The organism is Luteibacter aegosomatis (assembly GCF_023078455.1).
Taxonomy (GTDB): Bacteria; Pseudomonadota; Gammaproteobacteria; order Xanthomonadales; family Rhodanobacteraceae; genus Luteibacter; species Luteibacter aegosomatis.
On the sequence record NZ_CP095740.1, the window covers coordinates 957,116 to 976,518 of the forward strand.

Genomic DNA, 19,403 nt, shown 5'->3' on the forward strand with positions numbered 1-19,403 from the left:
CGGCGTGGCCTGGGCGGACCGGAAAGCCGGGTCAGGTCGCGGCGCGGGCCTCGCGAACCTCGGCGTTATGGTGGTCCTTGAGCTTTTCCTTGTGCTTTTTCAGCTGGTCGGCGAGCTTGGTGACCATTTCGTCGATGGCCGCGTACATGCGGTCTCCGAGGGCGCCGTCCTCGAGACGGGCGTGGCCTTCGGCGTGGAGGCGGGTGCCGGAACAGTGCAGCGTGCCGCCGGCCTTGTGCTCGGCCTTGTCGACGCTGAGGACGACGTCGAGGGCGGTGATGTTGTCGAAAAGGCGTTCGAAGCGGCCGATTTGCTGTTCCACGCGCTCGCGCAGGGCGGGAGTGATCTGGATGTGCTGGCCGCTGACCTGGATTTGCATGACGCCTCCTTCTTGCTGAGGGTGCCGCCGTGGGGCGGCGAGAGCGGATGCGGCGGGGATGCCGCGTCCTTCAAAGCATTCGGATGAGACCTATGACCTCCGTGGGGGTTCCCGGGAGCCCGTTCAACCGGCGCGTACGCGCTCGCTCGAACTGGGGATGCGCAGTGCCTCACGATACTTGGCCACCGTACGGCGGGCGACCTGAATACCGCGTCGATGGAGTTCCTCCGCGAGGGCCTGGTCGGACAGCGGGCGGCGCGCGTCCTCGGCGCCGATGAGCTTGCGCAGCATGGCCTGGATGGCCGTGGCCGACGCGCTGCCGCCGTCTTCCGTGGCGACGCCGCTGGAGAAGAAGTGCTTGAGCTCGAACGTGCCTCGCGGGGTATGCATGTACTTGCGCGTGGTCACGCGGGAGATCGTGGACTCGTGCATGCCCACCTCCTCGGCCACTTCGCGCAACACCAGCGGATGCATGGCCTCGGGGCCGTAATCGAGGAACGCGCTCTGCCGGCGGACGATGGCCTCGGCGACCTTGGTGAGCGTTTCCGCGCGCGATTGCAGGCTCTTCAGCAGCCAGCGGGCTTCCTGGAGCTGGCCTTTCATCCAGGTGGCATCGTCGCCGCGCGCGCGGGCGATGAGGCTGCAATAGTGCTGGTTGAGGCCCAGGCGGGGCTGGGCGTCGGGATTGAGGCTCACCTTCCAGCGGCCGTTCTCCCGCCGGGCGTAGACGTCGGGCGCGACGTACTCCACCGGCGTGGCGTCGAGCGCGGCGCCCGGGCGGGGGTCGAGGGTGCGGATGAGCGCGGCGGCGGCGGCGACCTCGTCCTCGGCCGCTTTCAGCTTGCGCGCGATGCGGGCGATGTCGTTGCGCGCGAGCAGTTCGAGTTCGTCGTTGACCACGCGCAAGGCCAGCGCGCGGTGCGGCGTATCGGACGAAAACTGCGAAAGCTGGCAGGCAAGGCAATCGCGCAGGTCGAGGCTGGCGATCCCGGTGGGGTCGAAGCGCTGGACGCGCTGGCGTACGGACTCGATGGCTTCACCGCTCGCGCCCAGTTCGGCGGGCAGGGCCGAGGCCACGGCTTCGACGCCATCGCGCAGGTAACCGTCTTCGTCGAGCGCGTGGATGATCGCCATGGCGATGGCGTGATCGCGCGGCGAGAACTGCGAGAGATTGAGCTGCCACTCCAGGTGCTGCTGGAGGCTTTCCGGCGCGGCGTTCTGGGGTTCGAGACCGTCGTCGTCGCCGCCGGCGCCGCGCGAGGATGCCCCGCCGTAGTCGCCCGCCTCGCCCTGGAAGCGGTCGTCGTCCCAGTCGGGGGTGAGATCTTCGGCCGGGGCGGTGGCGTTGTCTTCTTCTTTCGAGGCCTTCGCCGGTGCTTCATCGCGCAGCGGGAATTCCGGCGCGTCGAAGGCTTCGGTCTCGGATTCGGCCTCGGACTCGGCATCTTCGGCGAACTCGAGCAGCGGATTGCCTTCCGCGATCTGGCGGAGTTCCGCTTCGAGCTCGAGCTGCGACAACTGGAGCAGGCGGATGGCCTGCTGGAGTTGCGGCGTCAGCGTCAGCTGCTGGTTGAGGCGAAACTGAAGTCCGGGTTTCATGCCGTTGTTGCTCGGGATACCGAATCCATCCTACCCCCTACCGGGCCGGCCCTACCACCGTCCCGCCCGGCTTAGGCCGGGCGACGGGGGATTTCCGTGACGTCAGATACGGAATTCACGGCCCAGATACACCTCGCGCACCTTTTCGTCGGCGAGGATGTGCTGCGGCGTGCCCCTGGACAACACCACGCCGTCGTTGAGGATGTAGGCGCGATCGCAGATGCCCAGCGTCTCGCGCACGTTGTGGTCGGTGATCAGCACGCCGATGCCGCGTTCCTTCAGGTGGCGGACGATGCGCTGGATCTCGCCGACGGAAATCGGGTCGACGCCGGCGAAGGGTTCGTCCAGCAGCATGTAGCGCGGGCGTGCCGCCAGGGCGCGGGCGATTTCCACGCGGCGGCGCTCGCCGCCGGACAGGCTGATGCCCTTCTGCTCGGCGATGTGGGTGATCTTCAGTTCGTCGAGCAGGCTTTCCAGTTCGTCTTCGCGCTGCTTCTGCGTCATGCCTTCGCGCAGTTCGAGCACGGCGAGGATGTTGTCGGCGACGCTGAGGCGGCGGAACACCGAGGCTTCCTGCGGCAGGTAGCCGATACCGAGCTTGGCGCGGGCATGCATGGGCAGGCCGGTGATGTCCTGCTGGTCGAGCTTGATCGAGCCGCCGTCGGCCTGGATCAGGCCCACCACCATGTAGAAGCAGGTGGTCTTGCCGGCGCCGTTCGGGCCGAGCAGGCCCACCACCTCGCCTTCGCGGATGGAGAAGGCGAAATCGCGAACCACCTGGCGCGCGCGGAAGCGCTTCTGCAGGCCTTGGGCTGAAAGCATCGTGTCAGGGCTTCTTCGGTTGAGCGGCGGGCGCGGCCGGCGGCTGGGCCGGTGCGGCGGCGGGTTGCTGCTGTTTCGGCTGGAAGATCATGTGCACGGGGGCGGCGCCGTTGCTCTCGCCGGTCATCGTGCTGTTGGCCGTGTTGTAGGTGAGCTTGTCGCCGTTGCTCTGGTTGAGCTTCTTGCGGTCGGCCGGATCGACTTCCTTTTCGACGTGGGCATGCCCGGTGAGCACGGCGAAATCCTGGTCGGCCTTGTAATCGATGGTGTCGGCGTTTCCGCGCATCCACAGGTTCTGTTCGTCCTGCTGCTGGATGTGGGCGTTGCCTTCGACGATGACGCGGGTGAGCTGGTTGTCGCCGTCGAGGTAGCCGGTGGCCTTGTTGCCGGTGACTTTCATCGTGCCCTGGGTGAGCACCACGTTGCCGGTCCAGATGACCTTGCCGGGCTCCTTGCCGTTCGGCTGCTGCTGCGTGCCGTCGAAGGAGGTGGAGTCGACGTGGATCTGCTCGTTGCGATCGGACTGCTTGGCGATCGCGGGCACGCTCGCCAGGAGCCCCACGCCGAGCGCCACGAGGAGAGCCTTAGCGCTTGCGCGGCTGGTAGACGGTGTGGACTGCATCGAGGAGCTCCAGGTGCTTGGAATCGAGGTTGGCGCGCATGCCGACGCCATCCATTGTAGAGGTTCCCTGAACGATACGCGCCGCCTCGGCGGTTTCCAGGCGGTTTTCCTTCGGCCACGCGGTGACCTCGGAGGTATCGATGCTGGCGGGCGGGTTGGTCAGGAAGGCGACGCGGTCCATGTGCACCTTGCCCTGCAGCTTGAGCAGGCTGCCGTCCTTGTTCACCCAGCCGTACTGGGAGTGGCCCTTCCACGGCGGGCTGGTGGGGTCCTTGACCGAGGGCAGCACGAAATCGGGGGAGTTGATGTAAAGCGAATCGTCGCCTTCGCGCCGTTCCAGGTGCGGCGCGATCAGCACGAAGGCGAGCTTGCCGTCCTCGTTGAAGGAGTCGAGGTGGAAGTTGGTGAGCACGTAGCCGGAGCGTGGCGGCCCGACGAAATCCTGGACTTTCTTCTCGGGAGCGACCCAGTAATAGAAGAGCACGCTGACACCCAGGGCGGCGGCGAGGGCCCCGGCAACGCTCGTGGCGCTGCGGTCGCGGAACAGGTTGAACACGCTCACAGCCAGCGGTCCCGCTCGGCCTCGGCCTTGCCCTGGGCGGCGAGGATCGCGTCGGCCACCTCGCGCGCGGCACCGAAGCCGCCGGACAGGCGGGTGCGCCAGTGCGCGCGCTCGGCGACCCAGGGATGGGCGTTGGCCACGGCCACGGCCAACCCGCAGATGCCCATGGCGGGCAGGTCGGGGAGGTCGTCGCCGACGAAGGCCGCCTGGTCGGGCGTGAGGCGCAGGGCGTCGACGAGTTCGGTCAGGCAGGCGCGTTTGTCCTTCTGGCCCTGGTAGACGTGCTGGATGCCGAGTTCTTCGGCCCGCAGCGACACCGGGTGGCTGATGCGCGCCGTGATGATCGCGACCTTGACGCCGTTTTCCTGGAGGCGTTTCAGGCCGAGGCCGTCATGCACGTGGAAGACCTTGGTCTCGCGACCGTCCTCGGCGTACCACAGGCGACCGTCGGTGAGGGTGCCGTCCACGTCGAACACCACCACGCGCACGCGGGCGGCGCGCTCGAGGACGTCGGCGGGGAGGTCGGAATAGTGCGTATAGGCCATGGGGACGGATCTGGGGGCGGAGGGCCGGGCGGGGAAGACCGGTCAGACCACGCGGGCGCGCAGCAGGTCGTGGATGTTCAGGGCGCCCACCACGCGGTCGTCGCCGTCGGTGACCAGCAGGGCGCTGATGCCGTGCTTTTCCATGAGCTGGGCGGCCTCGCCGGCCAGCTTGTCCGAGCCGATGGTCTTCGGGCCGCGGGTCATCAGGCTGGCCACGGTGGCGCCACGGAGGTCGATGCCGTCGTCGTCGAGCGCGCGGCGCAGGTCGCCGTCGGTGAACACGCCCAGGAGCCGGCCGTCGCCGTCGACCACGGCGGTCATGCCCAGGCGCTTGCGGGTCATTTCCACCAGCGCCTCGCTGAGCGAGGCCGTCAGCGGCACGCGGGGTACGTCGTCGCCGGCGTGCATCACGTCGGCAATGCGCAGCAGCAGGCGGCGGCCCAGGCTCCCGGCCGGATGCGAGCGGGCGAAGTCGTCGGGCGTGAAGCCGCGCGCGTCGAGCAGGGCCACGGCCAGGGCGTCGCCCATGACCAGCGCGGCCGTGGTGCTGGCCGTGGGCGCCAGCCCGTGGGGGCAGGCTTCGCAGGCCACGTTGGCGTCGAGGTTCACCTCGGCCTGCTTGGCCAGCGACGACTTCGGGTTGCCGGTGATCGAGATCAGCGCGATGCCCTGCCGCTTCACGGCGGGCAGGATGAACAGCAGTTCGTCGGTTTCGCCCGAGTAGGAGATGGCCAGCAGGATGTCGTCGGGCTGGATCATGCCCAGGTCGCCATGGCTGGCCTCGCCCGGATGCACGAAGAACGACGGCGTGCCGGTGGAAGCCAGGGTCGCGGCGATCTTGCGGGCGATATGACCGGATTTGCCCATGCCGGACACCACCACGCGGCCCTTGCAGGCCAGGATCATCTGGCAGGCCTGGACGAAGTTCGCGTCCACGCGCTGCTCGAGCGCGCGGATGGCGGCGGCTTCGGTCGCGATGACGGTGCGGGCGCTATGGACGACGGTGTCGGCGTTCACGAGGATGGGGTCGGCGGCGTGCGGAGCGGTGCGGGCGTTCATACGGCCTCGTGAGTCCGGGTCGGGGCAGTGAACCCGGGATGTCCATTTCTGCGACACCGGATTTCCATTACCATTACATATTCTCATTTTATCGTCGCTGCCATCGACCGGCGATTCAGGCTCCGTTTCGGAACCTCCCGGCTGCGGCGACCCCCCCTTTATCGGAGAATCCATGGACGCTGCCCGCATCCAGGCATTGATCGAAGCCGGCCTGCCCGGCGCCCGGGTGAACGTGCAAGGCGACGACGGCGTCCATTTCGAAGCCGAAGTCGTTTCCGAGCAGTTTGCCGGCAAGTTGCCGCTCGCCCGCCACCGTCTCGTCTACGCCACCCTCGGCGACCTCATGGGCGGCGCCATCCATGCCCTGGGCCTGAAGACCCTCACCCCGGAAGAAGCCGCCGGCCGCTGACGCGCCGCCGCTTTCCCCTCGTTTTTCCTTTCGAAGGCATCACCCTCCATGGCCAAGATCCTCATCAGCGGCGGCCAGCCGCTCCACGGCGAGGTGGGCATTTCCGGCGCCAAGAACGCCGTGCTGCCGATCCTCGCGTCCTGCCTGCTCGCCGACGAACCGGTCAGCATCGGCAACGTGCCGCACCTGCACGACGTCACCACCTTCATCGAGTTGCTCGGCCGCATGGGCGTGAGCGTGGTGCTCGACGACCGCATGAAGATGCACATCGACCCGCGCCCGGAGAATTCCTGCGTGGCACCGTACGAACTGGTGCGTACCATGCGTGCCTCGATCCTGGTGCTCGGGCCGCTGGTGGCGCGCTACGGCAAGGCCGAGGTGTCGCTGCCGGGCGGTTGCGCCATCGGCTCGCGTCCCGTCGACCAGCACATCCGCGGCCTGCAGGCGCTGGGTGCCGAGATCACCGTGGAGAACGGCTTCATCAAGGCGCGCTCCGGCCGGCTGAAGGGTGCGCGCATCGTGATGGACATGGTCACCGTCACCGGTACCGAGAACATCCTGATGGCCGCCACGCTGGCGCAAGGCACCACGATCATCGAGAACGCCGCGCAGGAGCCGGAGGTGGTCGACCTCGCGCACTGCCTGATCGCGATGGGCGCGAAGATCGACGGCATCGGCACGTCCACGCTGATCGTCGAGGGCGTCGAGCGCCTGCACGGCGCACACTACGAAGTGCTGCCCGACCGCATCGAAACCGGCACCTTCCTTGTCGGCGCGGCGATGACCGGCGGCAAGGTGCGCGCGCGCGGCGCGCGCGCCGACACGCTCGACGCGGTGCTGCAGAAGCTCGAGGAGGCCGGCGCGCACATCAGCACCGGCAAGGACTGGATCGAACTCGACATGCAGGGACGCCGGCCGAAAGCCGTGAACCTGGTCACCGCGCCGTATCCGGCATTCCCCACCGACATGCAGGCGCAGTTCACCGCGCTCAACTGCGTGGCCGAGGGCGTGGGCGTGATCACCGAGACGGTGTTCGAAAATCGCTTCATGCATGCGCTGGAATTGCAGCGCCTGGGCGCGGACATCCGCCTGGAAGGCAACACGGCGATCATTACCGGCGTACCGAAGATGAGCGGCGCGCCGATCATGGCGACCGACCTGCGCGCGTCGGCATGCCTGGTGCTGGCGGGCCTGGTGGCCGAGGGCGACACCACGGTCGATCGCGTGTATCACATCGATCGCGGCTACGAGAACATCGAGGAGAAGCTCGGCGTGCTCGGTGCGCGGATCCGTCGCTTGCCCGGGTAAGTCCCGCGATAACCTGGCCCCGCGGCGTACCATCCAGTTCTGCGCCGCCAACGAAAAACCCGCCGATGACCGGCGGGTTTTTCGTTATGCGACCGGGGCTCCTTCCGGCGTCAGCTCCTGCCGCGCTTGGTGAGCGACATGAGCCAGTCTTCCAGTTGCTGGGCCCGCTGCGCGGTGGCCTCCATCCGGCAGATCGATTCGGTGGCGGGCGCGGCATCGGATCCGAAGCGCGGTGCACGTGCGGCGCAGTCCTTCTGCATGAAGGCCAGCCAGGCGCGCTGCGCGGCCTGGGCGTCGGTCGTCGCCTGCTTGTCCGTCGCCAACTGCGCCATCAGGGCTTTGTAGGCCTTGTTGAGCCGGCCGTCCTGGTAGGTGAATTCGTCGTCGGCGCAATCGCCCTGATCGGCGACGCGGCCTTTGGTTCCATCCACGCAGGCCTCGTAGGCCGGGCGGACGCCGTAATACGTGTCGGACACGTGAGAGAGCCGTTCCACCCCCGGCATGATCGCGATGCCGTTGATGGTCTCCGGTGCGGCGGCGTTCGCGACGCCCACCGAGGCGCAGGCGAGGAGGAGGGTGGCCGCAGCGTATCTGAGGGACATGTCTTCTTCCTTAAGGGCACTGATCCGGGAAGCGACCCCACTCACGGCTACCGGCAACTCCTTTCGGGAAGCGGCGTGCCGAAAATGCGGAGCCCGCCATGCAGGCGGGCTCCATCGGGTCATTTGCCCTCGAACTTCACCAGCTCGAGGGTGAGATCGCCGCCGTCGCTCTGGGCGAGCTTTACCGGAACAGGATATTTCGCAGGCACGTACCAGGCGCTGAAACCCTTCGCCTCGTCGGCGCGCTCCACGCGCACGGCGTCGAAGGAACCGGCCGGGACGGTGACCTTCTCCTTGCCGGCCACCTTGAACTGCTGGTTTTCCACCTGCTGCTTGACCGCCACCGGCAGGTTCACCTGTTGCGCGCCGCCGCGGAGCGCGACGCCAAGGGCCAGCGGCAGGGTGTTTCGCTCGACCATGCCTGGCACGGCCGCGTAGCTGTACGACTTCTTGTTGTCCTGCACCTGCACGGTGTTGCCCTGCACGGTGAGCGCGCGGCTCTTCGGCTTCAACGCCGACGCCAGTTCATAACGGTAAGAGACCGCCTGCGGCACCTTGCCCGACCAGGTGAAGGTCGAGGTTTCCGACACGCTGGCGCCCAGCGCGGCGGCAAGGCCGGAGGTGCCCTGCGTGCGGTTCACGTATTCGAACTGGCCGTTGGTCGCCGGCTTGAGCGTGAGCGTGGCGTCGCCCAGGGGGCTTCCACCCTGCAGCACGTGATAGGTGGCGGTGAAGGACTGCGGCACGTCCGCGGCGAACGCGGCGACGGGCAGGGTGAGGGCCAAGGCGAGGCCGGCGCGGAGGAGGGTGGGCTTGGTCATGATGGGAGTGTAAACCCGTCGCCTGAACGAATCGCGGACCCTGTCCGCGAACATGCGAAGCTGGCGACGTCAGAGATCGGCTGGGGTCAGCGGAGCGGACAGCGGAAGGCCGTCGAACACGGCGCCATCATCCCAGCGCAGTCGTCCGGAGGCGATCGCCCCGACCACCGCGGGCAACAGCCGATGCTCTTCGGCGAGCAACCGCTCGGCCAGCGAGGCTTCCGTGTCGTCCGGTCGCACGGCAATACGTGCCTGCGCCACCACCGGGCCACCGTCGAGTTCGGCGGTGACGAAATGCACGCTGGCCCCATGCTCGGCGTCGCCCGCCTCGAGGCATTGGCGATGCGTGTGCAGGCCGCGGTACTTGGGCAGCAACGACGGGTGGATGTTGATCGCGCGGCCTTCCCAGTCGGCGATCACGGCGGCATCGATGATGCGCATGTAACCGGCCAGCACGAGCAGGTCGGGGCGCGCCTCGGCCACGCGGCCGAACAGGGCGCGATCGAACGACACGCGGTCGGCGTAATCGCGCGGACTCAGGCTGACCGTGGGAATGCCTGCCTCGGCGGCGAGGGCGAGCGCCCCGGCGGTCGCCTTGTCGCTGCCGACCAGCACGAACTCGACCGGCAGGCGCGCCGCGATGAGCGCACCGAGGTTGCTGCCGCGCCCGGAAGCGAGCACGGCGACACGAAGCGGACGATCCACGGAGGGCGACTCAGGCGATGTGGACGCGCTCGTCGCCACTGGCGGCGACGACCTTGCCGATCACGCGCGAGGCGAGACCGTGGCCGTTCAGCACGGCCTGCGTCGCGTCGACCTGGTCGGCCGCGATCAGCACGGTGAAGCCGATGCCGCAGTTGAAGGTGCGCCACATTTCCTCGCGGGCGACGTTGCCTTCGCGCTGCAGCCACTGGAACACCGGCGGCAGCTCCCACGACGAGGCGTCGATCGACAGGCCGAGGCCGTCGGGCACCACGCGGATGATGTTTTCCTTCAGGCCGCCGCCGGTGATGTGCGCCATGCCGTGCACCTTCACCTTCGACAGCAGGTCGAGGATGGGCTTGACGTAGATGGTGGTCGGCGCCATCAGGGCGTCGACGAGCTTCACGCCACCCACCTCGCCGTCGAGCGGCGAACCGGCCCGTTCGAGGATGCGGCGCACGAGCGAGTAGCCGTTGGAATGCGGGCCGGAGGAATCGATGCCGAGGATGACGTCGCCTTCGACGATGGCCGAGCCGTCGTTCATCGCGGACTTTTCGACCGCGCCCACGGTGAAGCCGGCGAGATCGTATTCGCCAGGCGGGTACATGTCGGGCATCTCGGCCGTTTCGCCGCCGATGAGGGCGCAGCCGGCCAGTTCGCAGCCGCGGGCGATGCCCGAGACCACCGAAGCGGCGGTATCGACGTCGAGCTTGCCGGTGGCGAAGTAGTCGAGGAAGAACAGGGGTTCTGCGCCCTGCACGAGCACGTCGTTGACGCACATGCCGACCAGGTCGATGCCGATGGTGTCGTGGCGGCCCAGTTGCTGTGCGAGCTTGAGCTTGGTGCCCACGCCGTCGGTGCCGGAGACCAGCACGGGCTCCCTGTATCGGCCGGAAAGGTCGAACAGGCCGCCGAAGCCGCCCAGTCCGCCCATGACCTCGGGGCGGAAGGTGCGCTTGACCATCGGCTTGATGCGCTCGACGAGCGCGTTGCCGGCATCGATGTCGACGCCCGCGTCGCGGTAGGTGAGGGAGCCCTGGTCGGTGGACATGGACGGTTCCGGCACGTTGGAAACCGCGCATGATAGCAGGCTCACAACCTCTCGATGGACGCCATGGCACGGTTTGGGCAGACTCTGTCGCCTTGAACAGAGCGATGTGCCCGCCATGCGCCCAGTCCGTTTCCTCGCCATCCTGATGCTCGCCGCATTCGCCTTCGCGGGCCCAGCCCTGGCGCAGACCGCGATGTACACGGTCACGGTGCCGGTGACCGACACCAGTGCGACGGTGCGCGACCAGGCCTTCGCCACCGCCCTTACCCAGGTGCTGGCGCGAGCCAGCAACGGTGCGGACCCCCGCGGCAAGCCCGGCTACGCCGATGCCATGAAGCAGCCCGGCGGCCTGGTGCAGCAGTATCAATATTCGCGCACGGGCGGCGCCAACGGCGCGCCGCTGAGCCTGGACGTCACCTTCGACCCCGGCGCCATCCGGCGCGTGCTGGCGGTGGGCGACGCCGCGGTGGCGGCGCCCCGTCCACCGGTGCTGGTGGTGGCGCGCGACGCGTCGGGCAAGCTGCTCGGTGCCCAGGATCTAGCCCCCCTGGCCCAGGCAGCCGACGGGCGTGGCTATGCCGTGGTCACGCCGCGCGCGGGCGATGGCGTCGATGCCGACGCCGTGGTCAAGGGCAGCCCCGCCGTGCTGGCCTCGATCGCCCGCCAGTACAACACCGGCACGGTGCTGGTCGGCAAGCTCGGCGCCGATGGCGGCATCGACTGGACCCTGGTCTCGGCCGGTCAGCAGAGCGACTGGAAAGACAGCGGCGAAGCGCGGGCGGCCTTGCTCGCCAACGGCGCCAACGCCATGGCCGACAAGCTCGACCGCCAGTTCGCCGCGGCCCAGAGCGGCAGCACCAGCGGCAAGGTGTGGGTCTCCGGCCTGCGCTCGGCGGCCGACTACGCCGGTCTGCTCACCACGTTCCAGAACGACCCGGCCATCAAGTCGGTGGCGCCGCTGGAAGCCAACCCCGACGGCGTGCTGTTCAGCGTCGCCGCCGGCGCGCCGCTGGCCCGTCTCGTGGCCGCCTACGCCACCGGCGGCCATGTCCTGGTGGCCGATGCGCATCCGGGCGCGGATCTCGCCGTGCGCTGGGTGCCCTGAGACGCCGGATTGGCTAGATCGGGGGTATTTCCGCGACAATCGCAGCATCTTCCGCCACCGGATCGTGGCGGATCGCTCCCTGGCTGACTACGGAACCGCATGACTCACGACAATTCGCGCCGCTGGCAGCTGCTGGGTCTCACCGCCGTCATCGTCTTCGTGATCTGGCTGCTCGCGCCGGTACTCATGCCGTTCGCGCTCGCGGGGATGCTTGCCTATCTCGGGGACCCGCTGGCCGATCGCCTGCAACGCCTGGGCATGGGCCGCACCTGGGCGGTCAGCATCGTGTTCACCGTGATCGCGGTGATCTTCATCGGCGTGCTGCTCCTGCTCGTGCCGTTGATCAGCCACCAGGTGGAAAACCTCTCGGAGAACCTGCCGCACTACGTGGACTGGGTACGTGGCACCGCGCTGCCGTGGGTGCAGCAGCGGCTTCACCTCGACCCGGGCACGTTCGACACCGACCGCGTGCTGGCCACCATCCGCGAGCACATCGGCTCCATCGGCAGCATCGCCGCGCGCACGGTGGCCAAGGTCACGCAGTCGGGCATGGGCATCATCACGTGGATGACCAATGCCGTGCTGATCCCGGTGGTGGCGTTCTACCTCCTGCGCGATTGGGACACGATGATCGCGCACATCCAGCGCCTGCTGCCGCGTTCCATCGAGCCCACGGTGGTGCGCCTGTCGCGCGAATCGGACCAGGTGCTCGGTGCCTTCGTGCGTGGCCAGCTGCTGGTGATGCTGGCGCTGGGCGTGTTCTACGGCCTGGGCCTGACCCTGGTCGGCATTTCCATCGGCCCCTTGATCGGCATGATCGCCGGCCTGTTGAGCTTCGTGCCTTATCTCGGTTTCATCATCGGCTTCGTGGCCGCGCTGATCGCCGCGCTGGTGCAGTACGGCGACTGGATGCACGTGATCCTCGTGGTGGTGGTGTTCACCATCGGCCAGTTGCTCGAGGGCTATGTGCTGGTGCCGCGCCTGGTCGGCGGCAAGATCGGCCTTCATCCGGTGGCGGTGATCTTCGCCGTGCTCGCCGGCGGCCACCTGTTCGGTTTTCTCGGCGTGTTGCTTGCCCTGCCGGCCGCCTCGGTCGTGGTGGTGCTGTTGCGTTACGTGTTCGCCCGTTACCGCGAGAGCGATCTCTACATGGACCCCGCGCCGCGAGCGGAAACGGAGCGGCTCGACGTGGACGTCCAGGTCGACGTCGCGTTGAAGCCCTCGGGCCCGGGTGACGACGCACCATGACGAGCCAGCAGCTCCCGCTCGCGTTGCGCTGGCCACGTCGGCAGCGCTTCGAACACTTCCACGCCGGCGAAAACGCCGCGGCGTTGGAGGCGTTGCGGGCGGCGGCGGGTAGCGCCTCGGCACCCTGGGTGTTCGTGGCGGGCCCGTTGGGCAGCGGACGTACCCACCTGCTTATCGCCGCTTGCCAGGCGGCCATCGACGAAGGGCGCACGGCGCAGTACCTGCCGCTGGCCGGCCTGCGCGGCTCGCGCGCCGATGCCATTCGCGGCATGGCCGGGAGCGACGTGCTGGCGATCGACGACCTGGATTCGGTGGCGGGCGAGGCCGATGCCGAGCATGCGCTGTTCGACACCTTCAATCGCTATCGCGCGGAGGGGTGCACGCTGCTGTTCGCCGCGACCGCCGCGCCGGCCACCTTGGGCATCGCCTTGCCCGACCTGCGGTCGCGCCTGGGCTCGTTGACCCAGGCGGTGCTGAAGCCGCTGGGCGACGAACAGCGCCGGCAGGTGCTGCGCGAGCAGGCGGCGGGACGGGGCATCGAGCTGGACGACACGGTGCTCGACTGGCTCTTCGCGCATCATGCGCGCGACCTGGGCGCCTTGCTCGATCTCCTCGACACCCTCGACCGCGCGTCGCTGGCGGCGCAGCGGCGGGTGACGGTGCCGTTCCTGAGGTCGCTGCTGAAAGAGTGATGTGTCGGCCGGGTGGGAGCGGACCCTCAACCTGGCCTGGATACGAACGAGGCTTTGCGCTGATCGGGCGAGCTTCCAACCGCTCGCCCGATCAGCGCAAAGCCTCGTTCGCGATAGCCGTCCCGAGGGTTCGCGGACAGGGTCCGCTCCCACGTCGGCTCTCGACCTGTCAGGCCGACACGCCCAACAGGCGCGGCGTGGCGTTGGCGCCGATCACTTCCGTCATCGCGGCCGCCACCTTGTGGTTGGCGGCGATGAGGTTGCCGCTTTCGGGCAGGCCTTCGCGGCCGGAGAAATCGTTGTAGACGCCGCCCGCCTCGCGCACCAGCAGGGCACCGGCGGCGATGTCCCACAGGCCCAGGCCCGGTTCGAAATAGCCGTCGAGACGGCCCGCGGCCACGTAGGCGAGATCGAGCGCGGCCGAACCCATGCGGCGGATGTCCTCGGCTTCCTGGAGCAGGGCCTGGGTCATCGCCAGCTGCGACTCGATGTGGTTGCGCACGCGATAGGGGTAACCCGTGGCGAGCAGGGCGCCGGTGAGGTTGTCGCGCTTGCCCACGCGGATGCGGCGATCGTTGAGGTAGGCGCCGTCGCCCTTGCTGGCGGTGAACAGCTCGTCGCGCAGCGGATCGAACACCACGCCGTACACCGGCTCGCCCTTTTCGACCAGGGCGATGGAGACGCAGAAGTGGGGGATGCCACGCAGATAGTTGTGCGTGCCGTCGAGCGGATCGATGACCCACATGAGCGGACCCTTGCCGGTCTGGCCCGATTCCTCGCCGAGGATGGCATGGGTGGGGTAGGCCCGGCGCAGCTCCTTGATGATCTCCGCTTCGGCGAGGCGATCGACCTCGGAGGCGAAGTCCATCCGCTGCTTCTCGACGACCGAGAGGCCCTCGATGCGGTTCATGTAGCGCAGGATGATGTTTCCTGCGGAGCGCGCGGCGCGCGCCGCGACGTTGACGGCGGGTCTTGGCATGGGGATCGGCTTGGCAAAAGAACGTGGGAAGCGGTCGAAAGCCGCGTCGGCCGGGGAGTTTACCACCGGGTGGCAAGGAGGCCAAAGCCCGTGCCGGTGTAGACTTTCCGGTCGTCACGTCCAACCGGCATGCGCATGGCCCTTTCCGAGCTTCACGACCGTCTTCGCTTCGTCCTCGTCCGCACCTCTCATTCGGGCAACATCGGTTCGGCCGCGCGGGCGATCCGCACCATGGGGTTCGACCGCCTCACGCTCGTGGCGCCGCACCGCTTCCCCGATCCCGAGGCCACGGCGCTGGCCGCCGGTGCCGACGACGTGTTGGGCCAGGCGGCGATCCACGACGACCTCGTATCGGGCCTGGCCGGCACGACCTTCGCCCTGGGCCTGTCCGCGCGCCGTCGCGGCGTGAACCTGCCCGAACTCGATCCGCGCGAGGGTGCCGCCCAGGCCATCGCCGCCGCGCGCCGTGGCGAACAGGTGGCGCTGGTGTTCGGCAACGAGCGCACGGGGCTGGAGAACGACGAGCTGTCGCGTTGCCATGCGATGGTGCGCATTCCCAGCGTCGACGACTTCAGCTCGCTCAATCTCTCGCAAGCCGTGCAGGTGGTGGCTTATGAGCTGCGCATCGCCTTGCTCGGCGACGAGGCGAAACCCGCGGTCGTCGAGGCCGATCCGGACGAAGTTCCCGCCGATGCGGAACAGCTCGAGCGGTTCTTCACCCATCTGGGCGAGACGCTCGACGACATCGAGTTCCACAAGGGGCGTTCGCCGACGACGATCATGCTGAAGTTGCGCAAGCTGTTCCTGCGGGCGCGGCCGGAGGTGCGGGAGTTGCGCATCCTCCATGGGATTTTCGCGGATGCGCAGCGGATGGCGGGGCTGGCCAAAAAGCGCGAATGAACGTTGTCGCCTGGCCCGGCGCAAGGCGCTGGGTTCCTGCCTTCGCAGGAACGACGTGAGGCGGTTTGACACGCAGCGGTCAATCGTGCGGCTCGTCGTTCCTGCGAAGGCAGGAACCCAGCGTCTTAAACCAGGTCGCGAAAGAAGCGCAGCAGCGCATGACTGAAGGTCGCCGAGGCCACCACCATCGCCACGGTGGTCAGCCACACCGCGATCAGCAGGCCGCCGTCGCGCTCGACCAGCGCAAAGGCGAACACGATGAGCATCGCGCCGAACACGTAGTTGGTGAAGGGAATCGGCAGCGCGAGCAGGAGGCCGACGAGGATCATGATCGCGCCGGAGACGAAGGTGAAAGGGCTGCGCGTGAGGCGTTGCAAGCGGGGCTTGCAGACCTTCTCCAGGCGTCGCGTCATCGGCTCGATGCGATCGAGGAAACGGAGCAGGCCATCGCGCGACATGGTGCGCCGTTTCAGGAAGCCGGGTACCCACGGGTGTTCCAGGCCCACCAGCATTTCCAGTCCCAGCGCCACCACCAGCACGCCCATGATGCCGCCGATGCCCAGCGGCACGGGGATGAAGTTGGGGATCGCCAGCAGGAGCAGCAGGAAGCCGAAGGCGCGGCGCTTGAGGGGCTCGAGCAATTCGTCGACCGTGATCCGCTCGCCGGGCGCGGCGAGGGCGGCGGCGCGAAGGAGGGCGGCGGTCTTGTCTTCGCGGGGTTCATGGGAGGTCATGGGGTGACTCTCGCCAAGATGCGTTGAATGACCATTGAACGCCGTCGATGGGCGATGCCTCAGTGTTCGGCCTCCGGCTTCACGGACACGGCGCTCACCAGCACCTTGTCGATGCGCGCCCCGTCCATGTCCACCACCTCGAACCGGTAACCCTGCCATTCGAAGGATTCGCTGGCCTGGGGGATGTAGCCGAACTGCGTGGTGACCATGCCCGCCACGGTGCGGAAATCGTGCTCCTCCTCGTTCGGCAGGCGATCGAGCTGGAGCAGTTCCCTCAGGTCGTCGGCGGGCAGGGCGCCGTCGATCAGCCAACTGCCGTCGTCGCGGCGGACGATGGGACCGCCCTGGCTGGCGTCGTCGGCAGCTGGCGCGGTGGCGCCGACCACGGCCGAAAGCAGGTCGTTGAGGGTGACCAGGCCTTCGATGTCGCCGTACTCGTCCACGGCCAGGGCCAGCTGGGTATCGGCGTCGCGGAAGGCTTCGAGCAGGTCGAGCGCTCGCGCCGTCGCGGGCACGAAAAGGGGGCGGCCCACGTGGGCGAAGAGGTCGATCTCGCCGCCGCCCTCGAACGACCGGATCAACGACTTGACCTCGACCGTGCCGACCACCTCGCTTTCGTCGCGACGGTAGACGGGGTAACGGGAAAACGGCGTGGCGCGGAACACCTCGAGGTTTTCCTCGCGCGGCGCGGCCACGTCGAGCCAGGCGATCTTCTTGCGGGGGGTCATCACCGAGCCGACCGTGCGGTCGCCCAGGCGCAGCACGCGGTTGACCATGTTGCGTTCGTCGCTGTCGAGGATGCCTTGCTCGGCGCTCTCGGCCACCAGCAGGCGGATCTCCTCTTCGGTGGCGGCCGAGTTGCCTTTCCGGTGCAGGCGCATCACCCGAAGGATGGCGGTGGAAACGTGGTTGAGCAGCCAGACCAGGGGCAGGGTGATCCGGGAGACCACCAGCATCGGCACGGCGATCTGGCAGGCGATGCGTTCGGGGGCCGTCAGCGCGGCCCGCTTGGGCACCAGTTCGCCAACCACGATCTGCACCAGCGACATCAGCAGGAACCCCGCCAACCAGCCCAGCACGCGCATGTAGGGCTCCAGCCAGGCCGGGCCGTCGCCGTGGAACAGGGCGGCGAAGTGCTCGCCCAACTGGTCGCCGGCCACGGCGCCGGTGACCAGGATGATCAGCGTCATGCCCACCTGGACGGTCGAGAGGAACCGCTCGGGAGATTCGGCAAGTTGCAGCGCCATCCGGGCCCGGCGGCTGTCGCGGGCCATGTGTTTCAGGCGGCTCTTGCGCGAGGCCACCACGGACATTTCGGACAAGGCGAAGAAGCCGTTGCCGAGGGAAAGGACGAGGACCAGCAGGAGTTCGGTGAGCATGTGCCGGGTCTTATACCAGACCCATGCGAAGCCGGTGGTATGGCATATCGGGGTGGTCCGGTAACATAACGGTCATATTTTCCCCGGTACCCCCAGGCAACCCCATGTTTTCACTTCAGACGATCTTCGGTAAGGGCGACAAGTTCTACGGTCTGCTCGAGGCCAGCGCCGAGGCCGCGCGCGAGAGCGCGCGTGCCATGCACGAACTGGTCACCCAGACCGACCGCCGACCGGTCATGGCGGCTTTCGCGGCCGCGCGGGCCCGGGAGAAGGCGCTGCATGGGCAGATCGGCGAGGAACTGGTCAACACCTTCGTCACCGCGCTCGACCGCGAGGACATCGAGGCGCTGAACTCGGCCCTGTACAAGATTCCCAAGACCATCGAGAAGTTCGCCGAGCGCTACGTGATCGTGGCCGAACGACTGCCGGGTATCGATTTCGGCCAGCGCGCGGCCCTGCTCGAACGCGCCGCCGACGTCGTGGTGTCGATGATCGGCCAGCTGCGCCACGGCCTGAAGATCGACCCGGTGAAAAAGCTGCGCGACCAGCTCCAGGCGCTGGAATCGGAAGCCGACCGCCTGCTGCTCGATCCCTACCGTTCCCTGTACGCCGAGGGCTCCGATCCCATCCGGGCGGTGCTCGCGAAGGATCTCTTCGAGCTGGTGGAGAAGGCGGTCGACAAGTGCCGCGACGTCGGCAACGTCGTCTATTCCATCGTGCTCAAGAACTCCTGACGGCGGGCGCCCCATGAGCATGGTTCTCGCGGTCGTCCTGATCGCCCTCGCTTTCACCTACATCAACGGCTTCCACGACACGGCCAATTCCATTGCCACCGTGGTCGCCACCAAGGTGCTCACGCCCGGCCAGGCGGTGCTGCTGGCGGCGGTCACCAACCTCGCCGGCGCCCTCTGGGGCACGGCCGTGGCCGCCACCATCGCCTCGGGCCTGATCGACACCGGCGTGGTCGAGGTGGGGTCGCACCTGCTGATCAGCGCGCTGCTCGGCGCCACCATCTGGAACCTCATCACCTGGTGGCTGGGCCTGCCGTCCAGCTCCAGCCACGCCCTGGTGGGCGGCCTGTGCGGTGCCGCGCTGGCGGCGTCCGACGGCAACCTGCATGCCATCATCTGGTGGCAGGGTGGCGCCCACTGGTGGCTGGGCAAGGGCGTGTTGCCCAAGGTGATCGTGCCGATGATCGTCTCGCCGTTCCTCGGCTTCGTGATCGGCTTCCTCATCATGGGTGGCCTGTACGCCCTGCTGGGCTTCTTCTCCAGTCGCCGGGGTTTCCTGCATCGCCTGGGCCGCACGCCGTTCGTCAACAGCTTCTTCGGCAAGGCGCAGATCGTGTCCGCCAGCGCGATGGGCCTGTCGCACGGCATGAACGACGCGCAGAAGAGCATGGGCATCATCGCCCTGGCCCTGGCCGGCGCCACGGCGGCGGGGCAGTTCGACCAGCTCCCGGCGTTCCTGCATTTCCTGCGCATCCCGCATGACCCCTCGGCGGCCGGCGGCTTCCCGATCCCGGTCTGGGTCAAGGTGGTCTGCGCGTTGACCATGGCCGCGGGTACGGCCGGCGGCGGCTGGCGGATCATCAAGACGCTCGGCCACAAGATGGTCAAGCTGCATCCGATCAACGGCTTCGCCGCCGAAGGCAGTTCGGCGGCCGTGATCCTCACCGCCTCGGTGCTCGGCGTGCCGGTGTCCACCACGCACAACGTGTCCGCGTCGATCATGGGCGTGGGGGCCGCCAAGCGATTCAATGCGATTCGCTGGTCGGTGGTGGAACGGATGGTGTGGGCGTGGATTCTCACGCTGCCGATCACGGCGGGGATCGGCTATGGGCTGGTCAAGCTGGGTGGCTTGCTGTTCTGAGGCATCCCGGTTC

Annotated in this window: 22 protein-coding genes; 8 read left to right on the forward strand and 14 right to left on the reverse strand. The window is 68.0% G+C overall.

Features of this window, described 5'->3' with window-relative positions:
* Nucleotides 1-31: 31 nt before the first annotated feature.
* The 7 genes from hpf to L2Y94_RS04255 form a co-directional block, all read right to left on the reverse strand.
* Nucleotides 32-379: a ribosome hibernation-promoting factor, HPF/YfiA family gene (gene hpf / locus L2Y94_RS04225; protein ID WP_144914694.1), complete on the reverse strand. Its 348-nt coding sequence runs from the start codon at nt 377-379 to the stop codon at nt 32-34.
* A gap of 123 nt (nt 380-502) precedes the next feature.
* Complete coding sequence (locus L2Y94_RS04230; protein ID WP_247373306.1) at nt 503-1,978, reverse strand: RNA polymerase factor sigma-54; 1,476 nt, start codon at nt 1,976-1,978, stop codon at nt 503-505.
* Between the two features lie 102 nt (nt 1,979-2,080).
* Nucleotides 2,081-2,800, reverse strand: coding sequence for an LPS export ABC transporter ATP-binding protein (gene lptB / locus L2Y94_RS04235; protein WP_144914689.1), 720 nt, complete (start codon nt 2,798-2,800; stop codon nt 2,081-2,083).
* A gap of 4 nt (nt 2,801-2,804) precedes the next feature.
* Complete coding sequence (gene lptA, locus L2Y94_RS04240) at nt 2,805-3,374, reverse strand: lipopolysaccharide transport periplasmic protein LptA (protein WP_247373308.1); 570 nt, start codon at nt 3,372-3,374, stop codon at nt 2,805-2,807.
* Nucleotides 3,375-3,384: 10 nt separating this feature from the next.
* The gene (gene lptC / locus L2Y94_RS04245; protein ID WP_247373310.1) at nt 3,385-3,984 is read right to left on the reverse strand and encodes an LPS export ABC transporter periplasmic protein LptC; all 600 of its coding nucleotides are present in this window, start codon (nt 3,982-3,984) and stop codon (nt 3,385-3,387) included.
* On the reverse strand, nt 3,981-4,529 hold the full coding sequence (locus L2Y94_RS04250) for a KdsC family phosphatase (RefSeq protein ID WP_144914681.1): 549 nt from the start codon (nt 4,527-4,529) through the stop codon (nt 3,981-3,983). Before L2Y94_RS04250 ends, lptC begins: the two co-directional genes overlap by 4 nt.
* Nucleotides 4,530-4,571: 42 nt before the next feature.
* On the reverse strand, nt 4,572-5,588 hold the full coding sequence (locus tag L2Y94_RS04255; RefSeq protein ID WP_247373311.1) for a KpsF/GutQ family sugar-phosphate isomerase: 1,017 nt from the start codon (nt 5,586-5,588) through the stop codon (nt 4,572-4,574).
* A 172-nt stretch (nt 5,589-5,760) separates the two neighbouring features.
* Here L2Y94_RS04255 and L2Y94_RS04260 point away from each other — a divergent pair, with 172 nt between their 5' ends.
* Both L2Y94_RS04260 and murA read left to right on the forward strand, forming a co-directional pair.
* A complete protein-coding gene (locus tag L2Y94_RS04260; protein ID WP_144914675.1) occupies nt 5,761-5,997 on the forward strand; it encodes a BolA family protein in 237 nt (78 codons plus the stop codon).
* A 48-nt stretch (nt 5,998-6,045) separates the two neighbouring features.
* Nucleotides 6,046-7,305 carry a UDP-N-acetylglucosamine 1-carboxyvinyltransferase gene (gene murA, locus L2Y94_RS04265; RefSeq protein ID WP_247373313.1) on the forward strand — a complete coding sequence of 420 codons (1,260 nt, stop codon included), beginning with the start codon at nt 6,046-6,048 and terminating at the stop codon, nt 7,303-7,305.
* Between the two features lie 110 nt (nt 7,306-7,415).
* On the opposite strand, the gene L2Y94_RS04270 is transcribed toward murA, so the two are convergent.
* The 4 genes from L2Y94_RS04270 to purM all read right to left on the reverse strand — a co-directional run bounded on the left by L2Y94_RS04270 (nt 7,416) and on the right by purM (nt 10,481).
* Nucleotides 7,416-7,907 carry a lysozyme inhibitor LprI family protein gene (locus L2Y94_RS04270; RefSeq protein ID WP_247373315.1) on the reverse strand — a complete coding sequence of 164 codons (492 nt, stop codon included), beginning with the start codon at nt 7,905-7,907 and terminating at the stop codon, nt 7,416-7,418.
* A gap of 119 nt (nt 7,908-8,026) precedes the next feature.
* Nucleotides 8,027-8,728, reverse strand: coding sequence for a DUF3108 domain-containing protein (locus L2Y94_RS04275; protein WP_247373317.1), 702 nt, complete (start codon nt 8,726-8,728; stop codon nt 8,027-8,029).
* A gap of 69 nt (nt 8,729-8,797) precedes the next feature.
* Entirely contained in the window at nt 8,798-9,433 is a 636-nt protein-coding gene (gene purN, locus L2Y94_RS04280; protein WP_247373319.1) for a phosphoribosylglycinamide formyltransferase, read from the reverse strand.
* A gap of 10 nt (nt 9,434-9,443) precedes the next feature.
* A complete protein-coding gene (gene purM, locus L2Y94_RS04285) occupies nt 9,444-10,481 on the reverse strand; it encodes a phosphoribosylformylglycinamidine cyclo-ligase (RefSeq protein WP_247373321.1) in 1,038 nt (345 codons plus the stop codon).
* A gap of 115 nt (nt 10,482-10,596) precedes the next feature.
* On the opposite strand from purM, the gene L2Y94_RS04290 reads away from it, so the two are divergent.
* The 3 genes from L2Y94_RS04290 to hda all read left to right on the forward strand — a co-directional run bounded on the left by L2Y94_RS04290 (nt 10,597) and on the right by hda (nt 13,526).
* On the forward strand, nt 10,597-11,586 hold the full coding sequence (locus L2Y94_RS04290) for a DUF2066 domain-containing protein (RefSeq protein ID WP_247373323.1): 990 nt from the start codon (nt 10,597-10,599) through the stop codon (nt 11,584-11,586).
* 99 nt (nt 11,587-11,685) lie between these two features.
* Nucleotides 11,686-12,834, forward strand: a complete 1,149-nt coding sequence (locus L2Y94_RS04295) for an AI-2E family transporter (RefSeq protein ID WP_247373325.1) — start codon at nt 11,686-11,688, stop codon at nt 12,832-12,834.
* Nucleotides 12,831-13,526 carry a DnaA regulatory inactivator Hda gene (gene hda, locus L2Y94_RS04300; protein ID WP_247373326.1) on the forward strand — a complete coding sequence of 232 codons (696 nt, stop codon included), beginning with the start codon at nt 12,831-12,833 and terminating at the stop codon, nt 13,524-13,526. Before L2Y94_RS04295 ends, hda begins: the two co-directional genes overlap by 4 nt.
* A gap of 169 nt (nt 13,527-13,695) precedes the next feature.
* On the opposite strand, the gene L2Y94_RS04305 is transcribed toward hda, so the two are convergent.
* Nucleotides 13,696-14,505, reverse strand: a complete 810-nt coding sequence (locus L2Y94_RS04305; RefSeq protein WP_247373327.1) for an inositol monophosphatase family protein — start codon at nt 14,503-14,505, stop codon at nt 13,696-13,698.
* Nucleotides 14,506-14,640: 135 nt separating this feature from the next.
* Between L2Y94_RS04305 and L2Y94_RS04310 the strand changes: the two genes are divergently transcribed.
* Entirely contained in the window at nt 14,641-15,405 is a 765-nt protein-coding gene (locus L2Y94_RS04310) for an RNA methyltransferase (RefSeq protein ID WP_247373328.1), read from the forward strand.
* 125 nt (nt 15,406-15,530) lie between these two features.
* On the opposite strand, the gene L2Y94_RS04315 is transcribed toward L2Y94_RS04310, so the two are convergent.
* Together L2Y94_RS04315 and L2Y94_RS04320 are read right to left on the reverse strand one after the other, a co-directional pair.
* The gene (locus L2Y94_RS04315) at nt 15,531-16,139 is read right to left on the reverse strand and encodes an exopolysaccharide biosynthesis protein (RefSeq protein WP_247373329.1); all 609 of its coding nucleotides are present in this window, start codon (nt 16,137-16,139) and stop codon (nt 15,531-15,533) included.
* A gap of 59 nt (nt 16,140-16,198) precedes the next feature.
* On the reverse strand, nt 16,199-17,518 hold the full coding sequence (locus tag L2Y94_RS04320) for a hemolysin family protein (RefSeq protein ID WP_247373330.1): 1,320 nt from the start codon (nt 17,516-17,518) through the stop codon (nt 16,199-16,201).
* 104 nt (nt 17,519-17,622) lie between these two features.
* Here L2Y94_RS04320 and L2Y94_RS04325 point away from each other — a divergent pair, with 104 nt between their 5' ends.
* Nucleotides 17,623-18,252, forward strand: coding sequence for a DUF47 domain-containing protein (locus L2Y94_RS04325; RefSeq protein ID WP_247373331.1), 630 nt, complete (start codon nt 17,623-17,625; stop codon nt 18,250-18,252).
* Between the two features lie 13 nt (nt 18,253-18,265).
* Nucleotides 18,266-19,390, forward strand: a complete 1,125-nt coding sequence (locus tag L2Y94_RS04330; RefSeq protein ID WP_247373332.1) for an inorganic phosphate transporter — start codon at nt 18,266-18,268, stop codon at nt 19,388-19,390.
* Nucleotides 19,391-19,403 lie beyond the last annotated feature (13 nt).